General features: G+C 38.4%; 22 protein-coding genes, 2 tRNA genes and 4 pseudogenes. 13 read left to right on the plus strand and 15 right to left on the minus strand.

Going from position 1 to position 18705, the window contains the following annotated elements; translation table 11 throughout:
- Positions 1-146 precede the first annotated feature (146 nt).
- The gene (locus AAC853_RS09890; RefSeq protein ID WP_273558084.1) at positions 147-710 is read left to right on the plus strand and encodes a hypothetical protein; all 564 of its coding nucleotides are present in this window, start codon (positions 147-149) and stop codon (positions 708-710) included.
- A 70-nt stretch (positions 711-780) separates the two neighbouring features.
- Here AAC853_RS09890 and rimI read toward each other — a convergent pair whose 3' ends face one another.
- Complete coding sequence (gene rimI / locus AAC853_RS09895) at positions 781-1233, minus strand: ribosomal protein S18-alanine N-acetyltransferase (RefSeq protein WP_340614466.1); 453 nt, start codon at positions 1231-1233, stop codon at positions 781-783.
- Positions 1202-1612: a DNA polymerase III subunit psi gene (locus AAC853_RS09900; RefSeq protein WP_338883397.1), complete on the minus strand. Its 411-nt coding sequence runs from the start codon at positions 1610-1612 to the stop codon at positions 1202-1204. The genes rimI and AAC853_RS09900 overlap by 32 nt, the downstream gene beginning before the upstream one ends.
- 135 nt (positions 1613-1747) lie before the next feature.
- On the opposite strand from AAC853_RS09900, the gene rsmC reads away from it, so the two are divergent.
- From rsmC to AAC853_RS09915, 3 genes are all read left to right on the plus strand, one after another.
- On the plus strand, positions 1748-2761 hold the full coding sequence (gene rsmC / locus AAC853_RS09905; RefSeq protein ID WP_340614467.1) for a 16S rRNA (guanine(1207)-N(2))-methyltransferase RsmC: 1014 nt from the start codon (positions 1748-1750) through the stop codon (positions 2759-2761).
- A gap of 217 nt (positions 2762-2978) precedes the next feature.
- Positions 2979-3065 (plus strand) — tRNA-Leu (locus tag AAC853_RS09910).
- A gap of 46 nt (positions 3066-3111) precedes the next feature.
- Positions 3112-3198: transfer RNA gene (locus AAC853_RS09915), tRNA-Leu, on the plus strand.
- A gap of 32 nt (positions 3199-3230) precedes the next feature.
- Here the strand turns inward: AAC853_RS09915 and AAC853_RS09920 are convergent.
- Positions 3231-3464, minus strand: a complete 234-nt coding sequence (locus tag AAC853_RS09920; protein WP_340614468.1) for a DUF1435 family protein — start codon at positions 3462-3464, stop codon at positions 3231-3233.
- A 362-nt stretch (positions 3465-3826) separates the two neighbouring features.
- Positions 3827-4065: pseudogene (locus AAC853_RS17840) on the minus strand (IS630 transposase-related protein); the annotation flags it as partial.
- Positions 4066-4136: 71 nt separating this feature from the next.
- Between AAC853_RS17840 and AAC853_RS09925 the strand changes: the two are divergent.
- From AAC853_RS09925 to AAC853_RS09950, 6 genes and pseudogenes are all read left to right on the plus strand, one after another.
- Positions 4137-4223, plus strand: a pseudogene (locus AAC853_RS09925) (alkaline phosphatase); the annotation flags it as partial.
- 565 nt (positions 4224-4788) lie between these two features.
- On the plus strand, positions 4789-5196 hold the full coding sequence (locus tag AAC853_RS09930) for a DUF2000 family protein (RefSeq protein ID WP_340614469.1): 408 nt from the start codon (positions 4789-4791) through the stop codon (positions 5194-5196).
- A gap of 308 nt (positions 5197-5504) precedes the next feature.
- On the plus strand, positions 5505-5600 hold the full coding sequence (locus AAC853_RS17845; RefSeq protein ID WP_422824204.1) for a hypothetical protein: 96 nt from the start codon (positions 5505-5507) through the stop codon (positions 5598-5600).
- A 295-nt stretch (positions 5601-5895) separates the two neighbouring features.
- Entirely contained in the window at positions 5896-6879 is a 984-nt protein-coding gene (locus AAC853_RS09940) for a quinone oxidoreductase (RefSeq protein WP_340614471.1), read from the plus strand.
- Between the two features lie 254 nt (positions 6880-7133).
- Entirely contained in the window at positions 7134-8096 is a 963-nt protein-coding gene (locus AAC853_RS09945) for an IS110 family RNA-guided transposase (protein ID WP_340614230.1), read from the plus strand.
- Between the two features lie 103 nt (positions 8097-8199).
- Positions 8200-8495: pseudogene (locus AAC853_RS09950) on the plus strand (IS982 family transposase); the annotation flags it as partial.
- On the opposite strand, the gene AAC853_RS09955 reads toward AAC853_RS09950, so the two are convergent.
- Positions 8441-8872 (minus strand): hypothetical protein, encoded by a 432-nt coding sequence (locus AAC853_RS09955; protein WP_340614473.1) that lies wholly within the window; start codon positions 8870-8872, stop codon positions 8441-8443. The pseudogene AAC853_RS09950 and the gene AAC853_RS09955 overlap by 55 nt on opposite strands.
- Positions 8859-9374, minus strand: a pseudogene (locus tag AAC853_RS09960) (IS110 family transposase); the annotation flags it as partial. The pseudogene AAC853_RS09960 and the gene AAC853_RS09955, both read right to left, overlap by 14 nt.
- A 365-nt stretch (positions 9375-9739) precedes the next feature.
- Here AAC853_RS09960 and AAC853_RS09965 point away from each other — a divergent pair.
- Positions 9740-10561: an AraC family transcriptional regulator gene (locus AAC853_RS09965; RefSeq protein ID WP_340614474.1), complete on the plus strand. Its 822-nt coding sequence runs from the start codon at positions 9740-9742 to the stop codon at positions 10559-10561.
- A 195-nt stretch (positions 10562-10756) separates the two neighbouring features.
- Positions 10757-10900: a hypothetical protein gene (locus tag AAC853_RS09970; protein WP_340614475.1), complete on the plus strand. Its 144-nt coding sequence runs from the start codon at positions 10757-10759 to the stop codon at positions 10898-10900.
- 96 nt (positions 10901-10996) lie between these two features.
- Here AAC853_RS09970 and AAC853_RS09975 read toward each other — a convergent pair whose 3' ends face one another.
- From AAC853_RS09975 to AAC853_RS10015, 9 genes are all read right to left on the minus strand, one after another.
- Positions 10997-11197 carry a hypothetical protein gene (locus AAC853_RS09975; protein WP_340614476.1) on the minus strand — a complete coding sequence of 67 codons (201 nt, stop codon included), beginning with the start codon at positions 11195-11197 and terminating at the stop codon, positions 10997-10999.
- Between the two features lie 14 nt (positions 11198-11211).
- On the minus strand, positions 11212-11976 hold the full coding sequence (locus AAC853_RS09980; protein WP_340614477.1) for a thioesterase II family protein: 765 nt from the start codon (positions 11974-11976) through the stop codon (positions 11212-11214).
- Positions 11976-12371 carry a cupin domain-containing protein gene (locus AAC853_RS09985; RefSeq protein WP_340614478.1) on the minus strand — a complete coding sequence of 132 codons (396 nt, stop codon included), beginning with the start codon at positions 12369-12371 and terminating at the stop codon, positions 11976-11978. Before AAC853_RS09985 ends, AAC853_RS09980 begins: the two co-directional genes overlap by 1 nt.
- 12 nt (positions 12372-12383) lie before the next feature.
- On the minus strand, positions 12384-12995 hold the full coding sequence (locus AAC853_RS09990; protein WP_340614479.1) for a LysE family translocator: 612 nt from the start codon (positions 12993-12995) through the stop codon (positions 12384-12386).
- Between the two features lie 297 nt (positions 12996-13292).
- The gene (locus AAC853_RS09995) at positions 13293-13499 is read right to left on the minus strand and encodes a phosphopantetheine-binding protein (RefSeq protein ID WP_340614481.1); all 207 of its coding nucleotides are present in this window, start codon (positions 13497-13499) and stop codon (positions 13293-13295) included.
- A gap of 19 nt (positions 13500-13518) precedes the next feature.
- Positions 13519-14451: a chlorinating enzyme gene (locus AAC853_RS10000; protein ID WP_340614482.1), complete on the minus strand. Its 933-nt coding sequence runs from the start codon at positions 14449-14451 to the stop codon at positions 13519-13521.
- A 33-nt stretch (positions 14452-14484) separates the two neighbouring features.
- Complete coding sequence (locus AAC853_RS10005; protein WP_340614483.1) at positions 14485-16032, minus strand: amino acid adenylation domain-containing protein; 1548 nt, start codon at positions 16030-16032, stop codon at positions 14485-14487.
- Between the two features lie 33 nt (positions 16033-16065).
- Positions 16066-17067 carry a 4-hydroxy-2-oxovalerate aldolase gene (gene dmpG / locus AAC853_RS10010; protein WP_340614484.1) on the minus strand — a complete coding sequence of 334 codons (1002 nt, stop codon included), beginning with the start codon at positions 17065-17067 and terminating at the stop codon, positions 16066-16068.
- Positions 17064-17855, minus strand: a complete 792-nt coding sequence (locus tag AAC853_RS10015) for an acetaldehyde dehydrogenase (acetylating) (protein WP_340614508.1) — start codon at positions 17853-17855, stop codon at positions 17064-17066. Before AAC853_RS10015 ends, dmpG begins: the two co-directional genes overlap by 4 nt.
- Before the next feature lie 468 nt (positions 17856-18323).
- On the opposite strand from AAC853_RS10015, the gene AAC853_RS10020 reads away from it, so the two are divergent.
- Positions 18324-18704 (plus strand): IS630 transposase-related protein, encoded by a 381-nt coding sequence (locus AAC853_RS10020; RefSeq protein ID WP_340614485.1) that lies wholly within the window; start codon positions 18324-18326, stop codon positions 18702-18704.
- Position 18705: the final 1 nt, after the last annotated feature.

Consider the following 18705-nt stretch of genomic DNA (forward strand, 5'->3'; position numbering starts at 1 on the left):
AAAAATCAGTTTGGGGAACACCTGAAAGTCCTCAAGACCACGCGAAAGACATAATCTCATTAATCGATAAATGCAAATAGTATCAAGGCCGTCAAACAACGGCCTTTTTATCGGAAGTCTCACATCTTAATCATAGGAAAGTCGATATGAGAAAATACAGTTTTAGTATTGTGGTAGGTGGAAAGAAAATCACTACTGATGATGAGTTATTTGATATCTCAGACGCTTTGTATGAAGCAGGATGCCGTGATGCACACCCCGCTGCATACAATGGGACATTGTACGTAAATTTTACCCGCAACAGCGAAAATTACGTCAAAGCAGTTATGACTGCAATCGCTGACATTGAATCAGTTTCAGGTTTGATGTGTCTGTCGGTCGATATTGGTGATGTCGTCAGTTTAAGTGATGCGGCTGAACTGGCAGGTATCACCAAAGCAGCATTATCTCGATACAGTAAGGGAAGCCGTGGCGCTGGTGATTTTCCTACGCCTCTTCTGCGCGTAGACAGTAGCCGCCCATTATGGTCTTGGACGGATATTGCTGAATGGCTTGCAAAAAATGAGATCATCGACAGCGAGTTGGTAGAGCAAGCCCGCATTACTGGTTCTATCAACACAGCGCTATCCATCCGAAACACGAATTCAATGGATATCGTATTTCAGTTTATGAACGTATTAAAAAATAACCTAAAGGCAGTCACTGCGTAGTTGACAAAATGCTTTCAAAACAATAAGTCTCACTATTATTGGCCATCTTAATGATGGCTTTTTTTTATCCTCAAACTCCACCAAACAACGGCAATGCCATAATAATGGCGTCTTCCTTACCTGCCGCTGTCGGGTAATAATTCTTGCGGATGGAAACTTCATTGAAGCCCATCTCCTCGTATAAACGAATGGCGGTTTGGTTAGAACGCCGGACTTCAAGCCACAATGTATTGATCTGTTTTTCAGGTAATATGTTGATGAGATACGTCAGCAATGCCCTGCCATAGCCTCGTGATTGATATTCAGGATGAATAGCGATATTAAACAATGTTGCTTCATCCATAACATACTGTGTTATCGCAAAACCGATAATCTGGTCATTCTGCGTTATCTTATAATTGAGATAACGTTCCCCCTGATTAGAGTAAAAGGTCTTTTCACTCCATGGAAACGCATGGCTGGCCTGTTCTATTTGAAATGCGACCGGAAGATCAACGGAAGTTAATAGAGAAATATTCTTCATAATGGTAAATTTGTTGCCAAAGAGCGCGTTTTGCATTCCCATCAAGAGATAAATCATTTAATGCCGGGCTTCTCAAAGAAATCCCTTGTACTGGTAAGGTAATATCAACCCCCAGCAGCCAACTCGGGCAGTGGATTGATTCCGAAAGTAGCTCAACATCTTTTGTCGTGATGCAATATACCGATGAGGCATCGATCCCCATGGCTGTAAAAATATCAGCAAACAATGAATGACTTAAGTCAATGTGATCATGGCTAATGATCAATAGACGGGTTGAATCAGGGATGAGGACAGATAATTCACCTTGCAAAGCCATTGGGTTACGCAAAACCCATTGGGTGATCCCCAACCGGGAGAGTAATCTGTCACGCTTTGTCATCGTGTTTTATTCCATCTGCCATAAAAAATAACAGGTAATATATTATCAGAGGGCTTAGCTCTGCGCCAACCAGCCTATCAGTACTGCCCGCTGATATTGATATTTAGAAAAAGATTTAAAAGGAGCTATACATAGATGTCAGTATTAACCCCGGCCAGTGAAGTTATCCTGCGCCATCATGAGCAATTTCGCTCCCATCATCTGCTTTTTGCCGGTGATCTTCAGGATAACCTGGCAACGGAAATCGAAGCTGCAAGTGTGCGTGTGCATACTACCCAATATCACCACTGGCAATCCCTGATCCGCCAGCTTGGTGATAATGTCTGGTTTGGCCTTGTAGCGGACAGCGAATTTATCAAAGGATGTGATACGCTGATTTATTACTGGCCAAAAAGCAAACAGGAAGCACGTTTTCAACTACGCAACCTGTTTTCCATCCTGCCACCCGGTACGGATATTTTTATTGTGGGTGAAAACCGTAGTGGTGTACGCAGTATTGATAAGTTAATGGAAGGCATCGCTACTTTCCGCAAAATTGATACGGCACGCCGTTGTAGCCTGTTTTATGGTCAATTGAAAGGCCAGGTTCAATTTGATCAAAACAATTGGTGGAACAGCTATCAAGTGGAAGATATCGCTGTTAATACACTGCCCGGCGTATTTAGCCAGGATAATTTGGATATCGGCAGTCGTCTGCTGCTTTCTACTTTCGATACCCCTATCTCTGGCAGTCTATTGGATATGGCTTGTGGTGCTGGAGTATTGGCTGCCGTGTTGGGTAAAAAGAACCCGGATTTGTCCCTGACACTAAGCGATGTCAATGCTGCCGCCATCGTATCCAGTAAGGCGACCCTGCAAGCCAATAAGCTGAAAGGCAATGTCGTCACAAGTAATGTATATTCTGCCATTGAAGAAAAATTCGACTGGATCATTTCCAATCCTCCCTTCCATGATGGCCTGAAAACCAACCTGGCGGCGGCTGAAAACATGATCCGCATGGCACCCAATTATCTGAAATCAGGCGGTAAATTGAGGATTGTTGCAAACGCTTTCTTACCTTACCCTAATTTGCTGGATAATGCCTTTGGCAGCCATGAAGTCATTGCGCAAACAGGTAAATTCAAAGTATATCAAGCAACTAAAAAATAATTCGGATAGCAAACGCAATCCCTGTGTTGCCTGCCCGTTAAATTGAGGCAGGCAATTTCTATTTTCCGGCATGTCATTTCTGCCCTTACCAAACATATCGACATGTTGGTTTTTACACCAATCACACATTTTCTCCCTAAATAATGATTGACGCCAGCCATAAAATCTCTAGAATGCGCCTCCATGCTATTCGTTTAAGCAATAGTATCTGATTAACGCGAGGGTGGCGGAATTGGTAGACGCGCTAGCTTCAGGTGTTAGTGTTCTTACGGACGTGGGGGTTCAAGTCCCCCCCTTCGCACCAAATCAGATGGCTATCGGTTGAACAAACTAGATAAATGGCAGTACCTGCGAGGGTGGCGGAATTGGTAGACGCGCTAGCTTCAGGTGTTAGTGTCCTTACGGACGTGGGGGTTCAAGTCCCCCCCTTCGCACCACTGTTACATTTTTCTTCTCTCCCCAATCTTCCTTAATGTTCCAGATAACGCAAGCAGGCAAACAAGCTGCATATCACCGCAATGCCAGCAGGTATCAATAGAAAATGACGGGCATTACGATGCAGTAACAGAACAAGTGTCAGCAGTAAGGCACCTTGAATGATAAATTTAAATTGTTCTATTCCTGCACCGACTATTTCCAGTACTGACACAACCACTACCGATACAATCAAGCTGGATAACAGTAATCCCCAGAATCCCGTCATACCTTATCCCATCATGCTTTGGCAAAAAAACAGCTTTAAATTCCACTTTGAGCTAAACATAGTAGCCACCCACTATAACAATAATGATTCTCAATACCCTATATGGTAGCGAATTAATCACAAGTTGAAAGTAAATGACAGGGATTATAAGCAAGATATGATTATTTTAACGCCATTGCATCACGTATGGTAACGAAGGTCTTTTCGATGATCGCACAAGTGACATTAATACGGCCTTTAGCGTGCCAATCCAATCGTGTGTCCCGAAACATAACCCCACTTTCTCTGAATAACCGTGTAGACGGGGCATTAACTGGGCAAAACCGCTTTCATCCAGATAAACAATTGGTTTTCCCGCCCGTTCATAGTCGCTGATGCACTCGACAATCGACAAATGCTTGGCGAGCCTGAGGATTAGCTTTGGAATGTTTTCGCGTTTTTTTACAGGTGATATTAAACCGTTTCAACGCGTAATGAACAGCAGACTGCGAGACACCTAGGCGTTTGGCTCTTTCCCATTAATAGTCATTAGGGAAATTTTGCACATCCGTGATGTGGTGCTCATCACGGATTTGAGTGGGGATTTATTACGTGTCATACAATGTAGCCCATCTCATTTTATGCCTTGCCATCTGAATGTAGACATTGTGCCATATTAATATGATTTTGTTATATGTTACAGATTCAGCGGCTTCTGCCATGGCCTGGGCAACAGGAGTAAAAACCTATAATGGGGCGTTGGGAATCGATGTCTTTGGTAATCGCATGTGCGATACGCTGTTATTGACATATTGAAACGAAACTGCATTGGCAATTAGACGTGAGTTTTGGTGAAAACAGCCAGTGTCTGAGAAATAGTCATGTAGCTGAAAACTATAGCCTTAATGAATAAAATAGTTCTTAACCTGCTGAAAAATGAGAAAACCGTTAAGGTGGGTATGAAAACCAAGCATCAGAAAGCAGGCTAGGATAATGGCTATATGCTGAAAGTTCTTACAATGGGTTTTACGTCATTATAATTTAGACCCGTTTGCCTTAGTTCTATTGGCGACGATGACATCAGTATTGTGCATAACAATGTCATTATCGTCGCTGAGATAATCCTATGATTACAGGGAAATTACGGCTGTAGTACTTAATAAAAAATCGGCATATTATCCATTTACCGCTTAATGCGACAGAACCTTCAACATGACTCACTAAAGCCGATTTGGGGAGATGTCTATTTCACTATGACCTGCACCGATGCACAAACGTACAAGACAAATATTCTATCGTTAATTAAATATACTGTCACATAACAACACGTAGAGAGATGTTTAAGATGTTTGATACGAAAATTGCCTTTATAGTGCGGGATGACTTACAAACGTGGCAAAAACTGAATGTAGTTGCATTCCTCGCAACGGGTGTTGCCTCATCGGCATCTGAGATTATAGGTACCCCATATATCGACTCTTCTGGTCATAAGTATGGGAGTATGTCTGGACAACCTATGCTTATTTTTGGTGCTGATCTTAAGGCACTTCAAAGTGTTCATAGGAAAGGCTTGGAGAGGGATCTACTTCTAGTTCCTTACGTCTACACAATGTTTTCAACAGGTCATGATGAAGCGAACCGTGAGGTTTTTTTAGCAGAAGATGCTGATAATATGAATTTAGTTGGCCTTGCTGTGTATGGTTCAAAAAAAGCTGTAGATAAAGCAATAAAAGGACTATCTCTTCATAAGTAACTATTATGGTTCTGGCGCATTAATCTCTGTCTGGATAATATGGTATTTTTTTATTAGGGAAACTGGAGATGGCTCTGACTCAAAATGCGTTTAAGTTCCTGCATTAGCCTGTTGATATCAGGATCCAGTGCGTTCGAGGTGATCTGACCTACATCTTGAGGCGTAATCTGGAAGCAACGATGTCTAAGTGGGAGATTGCCATTTATCATTCCACGTTCTCTCGTTAAGTTCACCGTTTGGTTCCGTTGATTGTTAAACGCTATCAGCGGAGCAAGCCTGAGGTTGGGTATCGGTGGCGAATGGATCAAATGGATATCAAAATCAAAGAACAGTGGAGCTACCTTTACTGGACAGTGGATTTGGGTGGTAATACCGTTGATTTTTTGCGGATGGCTCACGGGTAAGAAAGCCGCACTGCGTTTCTTTAAAAAGGCGATACGTCAGCATGGGCGCCTGGCGTGGTGACTCTTGAAAGTGATGCCAATAAAGTCGCGGGGGCGAATTAATATGCTTAACAATTGATTAAAATGCTAATTTTGGACTGAGTTCCCTTTTTTCTATTTTTATCTTTGGTGAGCTACTATTAGGAAGAAATACTTAAGTAGCAAGGGAGTAAGTCCCTGAACCGAGCTAGCGCAGCCACCAACAACGTACCGTAACCTGAAAAACAATAAGTATAACATAATGAGAGACTTATTCATGGCAAAACATATCGTGTTCTCCGCTAACGGAGGCCCTGAAGTACTCCAATATTGCGAATTTACCCCTTCTAACCCAGCTGCTGACGAAGTGCAGGTTGAGAATAAAGCCATTGGTATTAACTATATTGATACCTATATGCGCAGCGGGTTATACCCAACAGCTAATCTGCCCAGCGGTATCGGAACCGAAGCTGCAGGGATTGTCACCAAGATTGGGACCGAGGTAACCTCTTTTAAAGTTGGCGATCGGGTGGTTTATGCACAATCAGGGCTTGGTGCTTACAGTGAAGTTCATAATGTGGCAGAAAGCAAATTAGCACGGCTGCCGGATGCCATCTCGTTTGAGCAAGCTGCTGCATCATTTTTGAAGGGACTGACTGTTTATTATCTTTTCAGACAAACCCATAAAATTCAGGCAGGGGAAACGTTTCTGTTCCATGCCGCAGCGGGAGGAGTGGGGCTGATTGCCTGCCAGTGGGCAAAAGTATTGGGTGCTAAATTGATTGGTACAGTTAGTTCGGATGAGAAAGCAGCTCTCGCCAAAGCCGCGGGAGCATGGCAGACCATCAATTATAAACGCGAAAATATTGTTGAACGTGTGTCGGAAATCACGGCAGGGGAAAAAGTCAGCGTCGTTTATGATTCTGTTGGCAAGACTACATGGCTGGATTCATTGGATTGCCTGAAACGACAAGGCTTGATGGTCAGTTTTGGCAATACTTCCGGCCCAGTGACTGGTGTTGATTTGGGAATACTTAACCAGCAAGGCTCGCTGTTTGTAACCCGCCCAGCGTTAAACGGCTACGTCACTACCCGTGAAGAGCTAGATGAAGCGAGTAAAACGTTATTTGATCTGATTGCCAGCGGAAAAATTAATGTTGACGTGTCTGAAAGACAGAAATTCCCACTCAGTGAGGCAATCAAGGCACACTGCATGCTAGAAAGCCGCGTTACTCATGGTTCCAGCCTGCTTATTCCTTAATTATCTTATATCTTGATTATCACTTTTACAGAGCGATAATCCCCTGACTGATCATCAGGGATGCTGTTGTGAGTTTGTTATTATTAACCTGAACCTGAAATGGGTCATTCAATGGAGTTCGTAACTCAGAGTAAACCACAACAGCCTCTTCTTTATCGCCTTTAAGATTGAACGGTATCTTGTGCCTCGAGCATCTATTTTATAAGTCTAATCATGGCGATATCTCCTGTGTCTCTGACAAAGAGGATAACCTTATGTCTGATAACATCGTAGTCGGTATTGATATCGCCAAACACAAATTTGATGTCGCCGTTTGGGCAAGCAAAAAGCATTACAAAATGAAGCATTTTCCAAATGACCTTAAGGGATTCGATGCCTTCATTAATTGGCTTAAACCCGCCTCAAATTACCATTTTTGCATGGAAGCAACCGGGATTTATGGGGATCCGCTCGCACTTTATCTTTCGGATAAGGGGCTTCTTATCAGTGTTGTCAATCCGGTACAAATCCATGCCTTTGGTAAAGCGGAATTACTCCGCAATAAAACCGATAAAATTGACGCCAAACTAATAGCACGTTATTGCGCCAGTCAGCATCCACCGGCATGGCAGCCCGCGCCGCTTTGTGAACGCCAATTACTGGCTTTAGTCCGCCATCGCAATAAGCTGAATGAAATGCTTTTGACGGAAAAGAATCGCCTCTCCGTGGCGGATGAAGTTGTTTGTGATTCTCATGCAAAGATAATCACCCTGCTAAAGCAAGAGCTCAAAGACACCGAATTGAAAATAAAAAAGCACATTGATGACTCGCCTTCGCTGAAGAAAAATAAGGGATTACTGGAAAGTATTCCCGGTATTGGCGAACGGTTGAGCGCAACACTGCTGGCTTATATTGGTGATGGTTCACGGTTTCATCATAGTGGGCAAGTGGTGGCTTACGCTGGGCTTAATCCTAAATTACATGAATCAGGACAACTAAAAGGGCGGGCTCATCTCTCGAAGCAGGGAAGTGCCGAGCTGCGAAAAGCACTTTATATGCCTGCACTGGCAGCGATCAGTTGCAATAAAGTAGTGAAAAAGCAGTGGGAACAGCTGACAGCACGCCATAAAGGGGGGAAAGTCGGTGTTTGTGCAGTGATGCGTAAACTCTTACGATTGGCCTATGGCGTGATGAAATCAGGCACATTATTTAACGCAGAAATACCACTTGCAGCTTAATGACGGAGACGGTATCTGAGCTTCGCTTAAGAAGGGAACTAAAGTGCCTGAGGCACGATCAAAGTTTTTGCTAAAGAAAACAAAATCGTGGAGATCCTCAGGCATGTCTAATTTAGAAGAACTTTACTGCTGCGTCGATGACTTTTGCCAAAAATTTATTCCTCTCTGGCATCAACAGCTCATTGAAAACAGATTACGTAAACGGCACCGCGAAGCTTCCCTTTCGCTCAGCGAAGTCATGATGATCCTCATTTTATTCCATATGAGCCATTATCGTGATTTTAAAACGTTTTATAATAAACATGTAAACAATATCTTACCGCAGATTTTCCCGGATTAGTCAGCTATACCCGCATGCTCACCCTGAAGAAAAGGGCACTGATTCCTTTATGTGCGTTTCCTGTCGCGATGTGGCGGATCACTTTATATTTTGTATCGACATTAATGGTCGGTTTACAGCCAAAATAACTTTTACCGTTCTTTTTCGTCCAGGTTGCCTCGGTGTCTTTCTGGCATCGTTTCTTTACTATCCAGTTATCAGAGATTTTACCCTGACGGATTTGTTCATTTTCTTCCTTCTTATTGTGCTGCTTAGGAACTGAAATCAACGTAGCATCAATGAGTTGACCAACTCCAGGAATAAATCCTTGTGTAGAAAGCTGATGTTTCGCCTCTTCAAACAATGCCCTGGCACCTTCCTGAACCATCCGTTTTTCGAAACACCAAATCATGTTACGATCTGAAATATTAATGACATCGGTTAGGGGGTAATTCATTTTCAGCAATGATCTCAGATAAACGTTTTATCACCGCGATCCCTTTGGGCATGCTGATGCCAAATTCCAGCAAGAAAACGTGCATCTGGTTAGTGTTTTTCACTTTATCCCCCATAAAGATTCCCGAACGATGTTGTAATGCCCGCATAATTTGCTGGTTTTCCGTACGAGGCTGGACAAAGCGCATGGAAGGCCGAGAGGCAGCTTCACAAATAGCCTTGGCATCAATGAAATCGTTTCTATTGCTTTTGACAAACGGCCGGACAAACTACGGTGAAATCAATATAGTCTCATGGCCTAATGCCGCGATTTTTCGCACCATGAAATGTGCACCAGCACAAGCCTCCATGACGATGGTGACACAGGGAATCACGTTCAGAAATTCAAGAAGCTTGGTTCGGGTTATTTTCTTACGATAAAGCGCTTTTCCATTTTTATCCTAACAGTGCAGGTGGAAAATATGTTTACCTAGATCAATACCGATAAGTGCTGTACTGTTCATGATGATGGCCTCTTCTAAAAGAAAAACACACTGTCAATTTACTACTATAGGGTGGGAGAGATCATCTCATTACACACCCTAATGACCGCGTATGGTATAAGCGATAAATTCTGCCGATTTATCACAATCGCCGGTAATATAATATTTCATTTCATAACCATATAATTTTACTTGCTTTTCATGCCAAAATCTACAACCCCTATGCTGCACAACGTGTGCCACTGAGCGTGACGTTCCCGTAACCAATTCACTTCTTAACGACCCGAGCATTACTCCATGTAAGGTATTGTAATTAGAATAGGGATTTATTAAAAAATAGTGATTTTTTTAATTATTTTACAATATAACTGTCATATGGAGTTAATATGTATGGATTGGCTACATCACGAGATTGGGTATACAGGGCACCCGAGACTAGGAAAGTCGAAAGAATAGAAGCTTATTTTTTAAATCATGCCTATTCCCCTCACAGACACGACACCTATGCAATTGGAAAAACCTTATTTGGAGTTCAAAGTTTTCACTATCGTGGTCGCATGAAACACAGCCTTCCTGGTAACACTATTGTATTGCATCCTGACGAAGTTCATGATGGCGAGGCTGGAACTAGTGCTGGTTTCCATTATCAAATGATATATATCGAACCATCAATGATACAAGAAATAATAAAGGGAAAGCCATTACCATTTATAAAAAATGGGATAACCAAAGATCCTAATATTTTTAGGGCTACACACGCATTATTACAAAATATGGATTGCAGAATAGACCCTATGGAAGAAGATGATGCTCTTTATGATTTGGTTATCTCATTAGTTGAAGCAAGTGGAGCACCTTTAAACAGAAAGAGAAATTTTGATTATTTCGCTGCGGAAAGAGCAAGAGAGTATATTCATTCAAATTTAGATAAAAATGTAACATTAGATGAACTTGAACGCAACACAAATCGTGATCGCTGGAGTCTTTCGAGAGATTTCAGGTTACTATTTGGAACCAGTCCTCATCGATATATGACAATGCGAAGGTTAGATGTAGTAAAATCCTGTCTAATTGTTGGAGAGTCCATTACTGATGCTTCATTGATCGCAGGCTTCTTCGATCAAAGTCATATGGCAAGACATTTCACAAAAACATTTGGGATAACACCAGCACATTGGAAAAATGTAAATAAAGCAAAGTATATTTAAATAAATTAATTTGCGCCCTTTTTTGACAGGGCGCTTTAGAATTATCACGCCAATAAAGATAAAAACAAAATACAACTGAACGCCATAAGAATAACAGAAGCGACTTTATATATTATAAATAATAAATTTTGAGACGATTGTTTCCTTATTATTCCACCTAATGAAATCCATAAGAAACCGATAGGAATCACAATCATGATAAATAAAAAAATCAAAAAAGCGAATTCATTTATACTATTAAATGAATACTTCGGTATAAATAAACTAACAAATAAAATAGCTTTTGGATTTAGCGCTGAAGCTAAGACCATCTGTGGGAATGAAATTTTATGTTCATAATATGAAGTCCGACCATATGACCATACCTTAGTTGCCAAGTAAAATATATAAAATGAACATAAAGCCTTAATTATTTCAGGAACCCAATGCACACCTTTAGGTATAGTAGATAGAGATACCCCCCCAAACTCCGATTGCCATAATATAACCAAAAACCTCAGCAATAATTAAAGGTGACGCCTTAAAAACACCATTTTTCAACCCTGAAACCAATAGCAATGTATTAGTTGGCCCAGGAATTAAAAGAACAAAACCAATTCCTGTTATCATTGTTAAAGTAGAATTTACCAAAATCATATTCAACTCCACATCTAACTTAGCTTTGCCTTTTCAAATGAAACAATATCATTCAATAATCTATAAAATTTAATAGAGTTTTCATTCATGAAGAAATGCCCTCCTGGCAAGGTGAAAAACTTAAACTCACCACTTGTACATCTCTTCCATCCTTGCAAATTCTCAATTGAAACAGAAGGATCAGCATCCCCACCAATAGCATAGATAGGGATATTTACCATTTTATCTTCAGGCTCAATAATGCTTGAAGATAAAATAAAATCGCTACGCAGTAGTTTTAAAGCCATTGTGCTAAGTTCAGGATCATTAAAGGTAGTACGTGAAACGCCACCTAAAGAAATAATATATTCAATGAATTCTTTCTCAGATAACTGAGTAAGAGATTCATTATCAATTTTTTTGCTAGGAGGAGTTCTAGCACAGCATATTAGAGACAATATTTTATTATCCCTGACAATTTTTGAACATTCTACTATAGTTTTATATGCTAATGCTGCACCTAAGCTATATCCAAAAAAGATAGAAGGGCAATTAAGTAATGGTAACAATTCTGGTAATAGATTATTGATTAAAATATCTGCATCTAAGCATGGTTCTTCACCATATCGACTTTCTCGACCAGGTAAGTGAACTGGGCAAATTTCAACATCGGAATCAAAGAGTTCGTGCCACAAACGATATGATGAAGCACCTCCACCTCCAAATGGAAAACAAATAATTCGAAGTCGAATTTTTTTAACATCATCGAAATGTGAAATCCATTTTTTTTTCTGCATCATTATTTTGAACCATTCTTTGTTGATGAAAAATAACAATTCCCTGTCGGAAGTTTCCAATCTTCACGTGTAGGAGTAAAAATATCGAAGTCAATCGTGTCTTCAATACATGTTGCATTATGTGGAGTATTAGCAGGTAAATGTAAAACATCACCCGACTTTAAATCAACAACATGCTCTAAATCTTCACCATACTGAAACCGAATATAACCGGTTAATATCCAAGTAAATTGTTCATTTGGATGTGAGTGTGTTTGAACACAAGCACCAGATTTCATATAAAGTTTAACAATAGTTAATTCGTCACCATGAATAACTTGTCTTCCTATAGATTCTGAAACATACTCTCTTGGTATGTCATCCCAATTAACCAAGCAACTTTTAAATATAGAGGACATGATGCACACACCTTATATTAAGTTAACACCGACAAAAAAATCATATGCCATAAAAATGGCAACAATAGCCAGCAGAGCTCCCATTACTTTATTTAGAAGATTAAGCCAAGAGTCATTTTTTATCTGTTTACCAATAACTACTCCAAAGAATGAGTAAAGTCCAGGTGCACCTGCTCCACCAATTGAAATCAATACCGATACCAAAAATATCATTGGCCCTGTAATATGAGCAGCAGGATACATAATCGTAGTGACAGGTAAGACTACAAGCACGCCTTTGGGATTTAACGCTTGAATCAAAAAACCATTCCAAAACGTCAGAGTTTTATCATATCCAATGCTTCCATCTCCTTTATTCAACTGTATATTAGATGTCACCATTTTAAATGAAAGATAAAATGTATATAAAGCCCCAAGCAATGAAATATAAGGAAGATACTTATGAGAGATAATAGCTTCTCCTGCATACCCCAACAATATAAATAACGTTAACATTGCACAGCCTACGCCAATAAAAAAACCAATTGTTTTTTTAAATTGACCTGTTAGACCTGCATTCATACCCATAAAGTTAACAGGGCCAGGGCTATACATTACACCAAGCGTATAAAGAAATATTTCCATAAAACCTCTCTAAGATAATAGATTAAATCAATAAAAATTATTTAATTTACAAATAGAATTTTACCAAAAATATATTTTCAAAATAATAACAATCCTCTGAAATTCATATGTATTTTTTGTGAATCTTTTAATCACAACTAGTCACTTATCATATATGTAAAAATTCTCTTAAAACACTAATCACATGACACATTAAAACAAACATAAAAAATGAGACTCTCACTATTATGAAATGCTATTTAGTAAAAATTGCAACTTGCATGTATATTGAGCATGACAAGCCGCAATTTTCATACATTATTTTATATGATTATATAAACTTTCCACTGTCAAATATCTGAATAAACTATCTATCGGAACATTTAAATTCAATTCTGATATAAATCTTTTTCTTATCTTAGTCATAATTAAAGAATGACCTCCGACATCATAAAAATCGTCTTGCTCTGATAATTCTGGATAATTGAGTTCTTCCGAATATATTTTTTTAATTTTATCTTTCATAATTTAACCTTTTATTAAACTAAAATTTAACACCACGATTATTAGTAGTTCTGATTTTATTGTGTTCGTATCGATCCTCACCACTGACTAAAACTGTTGCATAGTTTTCAAGATTAAATGTTTCACCGTGAGCATTATAAGAATCTAGATTTGGATAAACTCTGACATGTGTAGGCACATATCGACCAGAAATTGCCAAACGAGTTTCCCTGTCAGTAATATTAGGATGAGAGGCATGAGCACATGATGCTGTAAAAATAACGCATTCACCTGCATTAAGTTCCATATCGACGGGGTTAGCACCTTCTGGATCCCAAGAAGGATCAACCTTAAATTCGGAGAAATCATAACCAAAGAAACCCGTATCTGTTTCCATATGGCTATAGTCACCTGAGCGGCCAGTTTTTACATTCTTTTTCTCATCATAATAATATTTATAATGAGAACCTGGCAAAAATCGCATGCAAGCAGTTTCGATTTTTGCTGGAGTAAATGCAGTCCAAACCGTTAAATCAATAAATGCGTTCCAACTAGTTTCTGTAGGTACAATTAACGGATTACCATCAGTATAGCTATAGTCACGAACTTGGTGCCATTCAGTTCCAGTTGCACCTGGGAACTTTGCAAACCATTCAGAACGCCAGCAAAGAAGATCTGGACCAAGAATAGCCTTTAAGTATTTAACAATTGTTGGGTGCATGATATGTTTTGATAACTCAGGAATATCAAAATGCCTATCATAATTCATATTGTTGTCGTACAAAATATGAGAACGGTCATGATTAGCCAATCTGAGTGCTCGTAGAATTTCTCCAGCCTCTTCCGGTTCATAAAGTTTTATTGGCCCAATAAAACCATATTTTTCAAATTTAACGATATCTTCTTTAATATCTTCTGGAATTTCTGCATTTTTCGCTAGACCAGTTGTTGAGGAAAAATTATTACTATTCATTATATTTTTCCATTTTTTAGGTTTGTCTTAAGTTCAAATTATTAAATTCGATAATGCGTTTCTATTCACTTTCCCATTTGTAGTCAAAGGAAATGAATCAAGCCATTGAAATTTATTTGGCAGCATGTGCTTTGGTAATCTATTAATGATGCTATTTTTTATTTTCTTTATTTCTGGCCTTAAAGATTCATTCATATCTGTATAAAGAAAAATGCACAACCTTATGTCCGATTCATTTTCATGATATGGGACAACTATGGCTTCTTTAATTTCACTGTTACATGATTTCACGACACTTTCAATATCTGATAAATTTGTAAGGATACCTCTTATCTTTATCTGATTATCCTTTCTACCAATGCAAATAATTTCTCCATCGCACCTTATTCTTGCGAAATCACCAGTGCGATATGCATTGACTAATTTTGAGTTAATTTTAATTTTTATAAATCTCTCTGAGTTTAAATCACTATTATTTACGTAACCAGCACCAATACCATCTCCAGTAATCACTAACTCGCCAATATCTCCAATATTAACTGAATTTAGTTCTTCGTCTAAAACATATATATTACAGTTAGATACCGGTTCACCTAAAGGTATTCCGTTATTCAAATAGGAATTAAAGTTATTCATAGTATATGACGTTGCTACATCGGTACATTCTGCAACACCATATTGGTGAATAAAATTGCGGAGTCGGTTTTCATTTGCAGTCCAATTTGAAATTCGAGGAACAGAGAGAGCCTCGCCTCCAATAAATAGATGGCGTAGGGATGGTAAACTATTAATATCTTCCCAAGCTTCAATAATAGAATAAAGAGAACTTGGTGCAAGATGTAATGTTTTTGCATGATACTTATTAATTAACTCACCTATTAATATAGGATCAAAGTGCTTACTTTCACTAATAATAAGAGTTGAACCTACATAAAGTGAAGATAACATGCTTCGTTGAGAAATATCAAAGCCAAATGAACTGACTAGTACATTCACAGATTCGCTATCTAATTTGTATTTTTTCTCAAACCAATTTAAAAGATTCGCCCAACCACTATGGTTTACAGCAACAGCTTTAGGTGTGCCAGTTGTTCCTGAAGTAAATACAATATAACAGATGTTATCCTCATCCATATCGATAGCCGGATTTTCATTAGAACAACTTTTAATATGGCTAAACAAATCATCTGTCAATATTATTTGTTTTTTATCTGACCTAAAGTAATCATGCGTTTCGGAATTAGTAATAATATACCTTAAGTTATCTAGTTGGTTGCTAATAAGAATTAATCTTTCAGATGGATTCATGGGGTCGAAAGGAACATATGCCGCACCGATTTTTAATATAGCAAGGATGCATACCAACGTATTTATACAAGGATAAAAACAAATTCCAATACTATCACCTTTTTCAACACCTAAGGCTAGTAGGTGATGAGACAATTTATTAGATAATTCATTTAATTCTCTATAAGAGACAGACTCACTACCCTGTATGACTGCATTTCTATGTGGCGTCTTAAGAGCTTGCTCCTCAAACATTAAGTGAACTAACTTTGGTTGGAACAAATCTATAGTCATTATTATACTCCTCACTCAGTTTTCAGATAGATACTAAGATTTATTATTCGAGAGTTTTATTGCCTCTTCTATGATTATATCTTCCTGACCTGCAATTAAATTTCGCCCTGATAAAGAACGATATAAATCAAATTCGTTTACGTTAAATTCTTTTGCTGCACGTTGAACATGAGGTACATAACCTGAGAATAACCCATATAATCCACTTGCAATATTAGAAAATTTAATGTGAGGAGTTTCATGAAATATAATTTTAATTGCATCAGGTAATGTTTTAGTAATTATTTCAAATGAAGTGTTTATATCAAAGTGATAACGCTCCAAAACAGCAATTAAATTTTCAAGCTGTGTATTACCAGCCCCTGCGCCAAATCCCATAATACAAGCATCGATAATAGATGCTCCCTCTTCAGCTGCCGCTAAAGAATTTGCTACAGCCAAGCCTAAATTATTATGAGCATGAAAACCAACCTGTACGTTTAAATGGTTAACTAATGCCTTAATTCTTTCCCTGACCATTGTAGGAATATAATACCCAGCACTGTCCATCAAAATAATCCCATCAGCTCCGTATTTTTCCATTAAAGAAGCCTGTTCGATAAGAATTTCGGTGGTAGCCATGTGGGACATCATTAAGACGCCAAAAACCAGTTTGTTATTACTCTTACCCTGTTCTATATATCGTAATGTGGTATTTGCTTCAGTACAATGACTGGCAATTCTTAGAACATCTACTCCAACCGATACAGCATCATCTATATCAGATGATTTCCCAAAACCAGGGATAAAATGAATTCCTAAAAGTGTTTTTTTTAGCTGACTACGTGCTGCAGCTAACATATCAATATCGCATTCTGCGGAATGACCAAGTAAACTTGATGAGGCCCCTAAACCATTGCCATGACCAACTTCCACTATATCTAAATGAGATTCTTCAGCTTTCCTTGCATATGCTTTTATCTGCTCGGTTGTCAACTGATGACGTACAGCATGGTTGCCATCGCGTAAAGTGGAGTCACTGATTAATATCTTCATAAGCAGATCTCATTTTTTAGGTTGAGCTTATATTCTGCAACAGAAATAGCTGCACAATTGATAATGTCTAAATTACCTGCATAAGACGGTAAGTAATCACCACTACCTCTGACACTAACATTAATTATAATTTCATCATTACGAATTATTGGTTCGTACTCCAACTGATAGCCTGGTATATAAGATTGGACAGACTTTATTATTTTTTTTATCTCTTCACTTATTTTTGAAAAACAATCATACTTTGCTTTTACGTATAAAGTCGTTTGCATGTATATTTCTGGTTTTGCCGGGTTAATATTCAATATAGCTTTAACTGTTTGAGCACCTGAGAATTTTTTTAATGCACACTCTGTTGTTGTTATATATTCATCAATATTCTGTCTTGTAGCGAGACCTGCACTTTTGGCAGCAATCGTAGATACGACTTCTATATAATCAATATATTGAGAAAATTTTGATATTGCCCAAGCTATAGGTAAACTGGACTGTCCTCCACAAGTGATTAAATTTACGTTTTGTGCATTTTTAGTTTCATCTAAATTAATTGCCGGGACGCATAATTTACCTATTTTTGCCGGGGTTAAATCTATTGCAAATTTATTGTGCTCTGAAAATGTTTTGTTGTGATAGCTATGAGAAATAGCTGATGTTGCATCAAATACTAAATCAAAGTAATCAATATGTTCTTTTATAAATTCAATTCCGTCATATGAAACCTCAACACCTTCGTTTCGAGCTATTTTTATCCCTTCGCTATTCTTATTCCTTCCAACAACGAATGCAATTTCAAATTTGTTATTTTTTTTATTTTATACATTAAGTCTAGTCCAATACTACCAGGACCGACTATTGCTATCCTTGGTTTTTTCGTTTCTTTATTCATCGAATAGGATATCCTTTAAAAAACTCAAATAATCACTGTTTTTGACAAATATTTACAGTGGAGGTAGTTCATTTTTTATAATGCTAAGCCTCTTTTTTTTATGTGTATTGTATGTTTGTGCAAAATTGATTAATTGTTACTCTAATGTAGCAAATAACTGGTTTTATTATGCATTTAAATAAGAAAAATTTTAATTTAATACATTGATTTTATTTCAATAAAATTTTTTGAATAAATAGAACTTTTGCCAGACTACAAGAGGTTTTGTCACATTAGGCCATGTTCGGGTATCTTGAGTGAATTGGAGATATAGCATAATCAAAATATTATGACATAATGCCTACCTTCCAATGATAAGGCCTAGTAATCAATGGGTTATCGCTTAGATTTCCGAAAAAAAGTCTTTGCATACAAAGACAAGCATTCGTTGACTTTCGAACAAACGAGTGCCCATTTTGAAATCTCCATGCGCACCTTGTTACGGTGGTGCAATCAGATAGAAACTTGCATAATCCGCAATAAACCCGCCACGAAAATCCCTGATGCGGTGCTCATGGCAGATGTCCAAAACTTTCCCGATGACTATCAATGGGAAAGAGCAAAACGTTTAGGTGTCTCACAATCGGCTATTCATTACGCCTTGAAACGGCTTCGGATCACCCATAAAAAAAACGTTAAAACACCCTCGCGCTGGGTCATGCTCCCAATGATTAGATATTGTGATAAAATCCCTGCTTTTTCTTCGGGGTGAG

Origin of the sequence: Xenorhabdus thailandensis (assembly GCF_037996785.1) — a bacterium.
Lineage (GTDB): Bacteria > Pseudomonadota > Gammaproteobacteria > Enterobacterales > Enterobacteriaceae > Xenorhabdus > Xenorhabdus griffiniae.

Coding starts and splice junctions, on each gene's coding strand:
- AAC853_RS09920 (WP_340614468.1), bottom strand. CDS start 3,464: ATGACGGGATTCTGGGGATTACTGTTATCCAGCTTGATTGTATCGGTA.
- AAC853_RS10020 (WP_340614485.1), top strand. CDS start 18,324: ATGGGTTATCGCTTAGATTTCCGAAAAAAAGTCTTTGCATACAAAGAC.
- AAC853_RS10000 (WP_340614482.1), bottom strand. CDS start 14,451: ATGAATAGTAATAATTTTTCCTCAACAACTGGTCTAGCGAAAAATGCA.
- AAC853_RS10005 (WP_340614483.1), bottom strand. CDS start 16,032: ATGACTATAGATTTGTTCCAACCAAAGTTAGTTCACTTAATGTTTGAG.
- AAC853_RS09980 (WP_340614477.1), bottom strand. CDS start 11,976: ATGATGCAGAAAAAAAAATGGATTTCACATTTCGATGATGTTAAAAAA.
- AAC853_RS09955 (WP_340614473.1), bottom strand. CDS start 8,872: ATGAATTACCCCCTAACCGATGTCATTAATATTTCAGATCGTAACATG.
- AAC853_RS09965 (WP_340614474.1), top strand. CDS start 9,740: ATGTATGGATTGGCTACATCACGAGATTGGGTATACAGGGCACCCGAG.
- AAC853_RS09970 (WP_340614475.1), top strand. CDS start 10,757: ATGATAAATAAAAAAATCAAAAAAGCGAATTCATTTATACTATTAAAT.
- AAC853_RS09945 (WP_340614230.1), top strand. CDS start 7,134: ATGTCTGATAACATCGTAGTCGGTATTGATATCGCCAAACACAAATTT.
- rsmC (WP_340614467.1), top strand. CDS start 1,748: ATGTCAGTATTAACCCCGGCCAGTGAAGTTATCCTGCGCCATCATGAG.
- AAC853_RS09930 (WP_340614469.1), top strand. CDS start 4,789: ATGTTTGATACGAAAATTGCCTTTATAGTGCGGGATGACTTACAAACG.
- dmpG (WP_340614484.1), bottom strand. CDS start 17,067: ATGAAGATATTAATCAGTGACTCCACTTTACGCGATGGCAACCATGCT.
- AAC853_RS17845 (WP_422824204.1), top strand. CDS start 5,505: ATGGATATCAAAATCAAAGAACAGTGGAGCTACCTTTACTGGACAGTG.
- AAC853_RS09890 (WP_273558084.1), top strand. CDS start 147: ATGAGAAAATACAGTTTTAGTATTGTGGTAGGTGGAAAGAAAATCACT.
- AAC853_RS09975 (WP_340614476.1), bottom strand. CDS start 11,197: ATGATTTTGGTAAATTCTACTTTAACAATGATAACAGGAATTGGTTTT.
- AAC853_RS09995 (WP_340614481.1), bottom strand. CDS start 13,499: ATGAAAGATAAAATTAAAAAAATATATTCGGAAGAACTCAATTATCCA.
- AAC853_RS09985 (WP_340614478.1), bottom strand. CDS start 12,371: ATGTCCTCTATATTTAAAAGTTGCTTGGTTAATTGGGATGACATACCA.
- AAC853_RS09940 (WP_340614471.1), top strand. CDS start 5,896: ATGGCAAAACATATCGTGTTCTCCGCTAACGGAGGCCCTGAAGTACTC.
- rimI (WP_340614466.1), bottom strand. CDS start 1,233: ATGAAGAATATTTCTCTATTAACTTCCGTTGATCTTCCGGTCGCATTT.
- AAC853_RS09900 (WP_338883397.1), bottom strand. CDS start 1,612: ATGACAAAGCGTGACAGATTACTCTCCCGGTTGGGGATCACCCAATGG.
- AAC853_RS09990 (WP_340614479.1), bottom strand. CDS start 12,995: ATGGAAATATTTCTTTATACGCTTGGTGTAATGTATAGCCCTGGCCCT.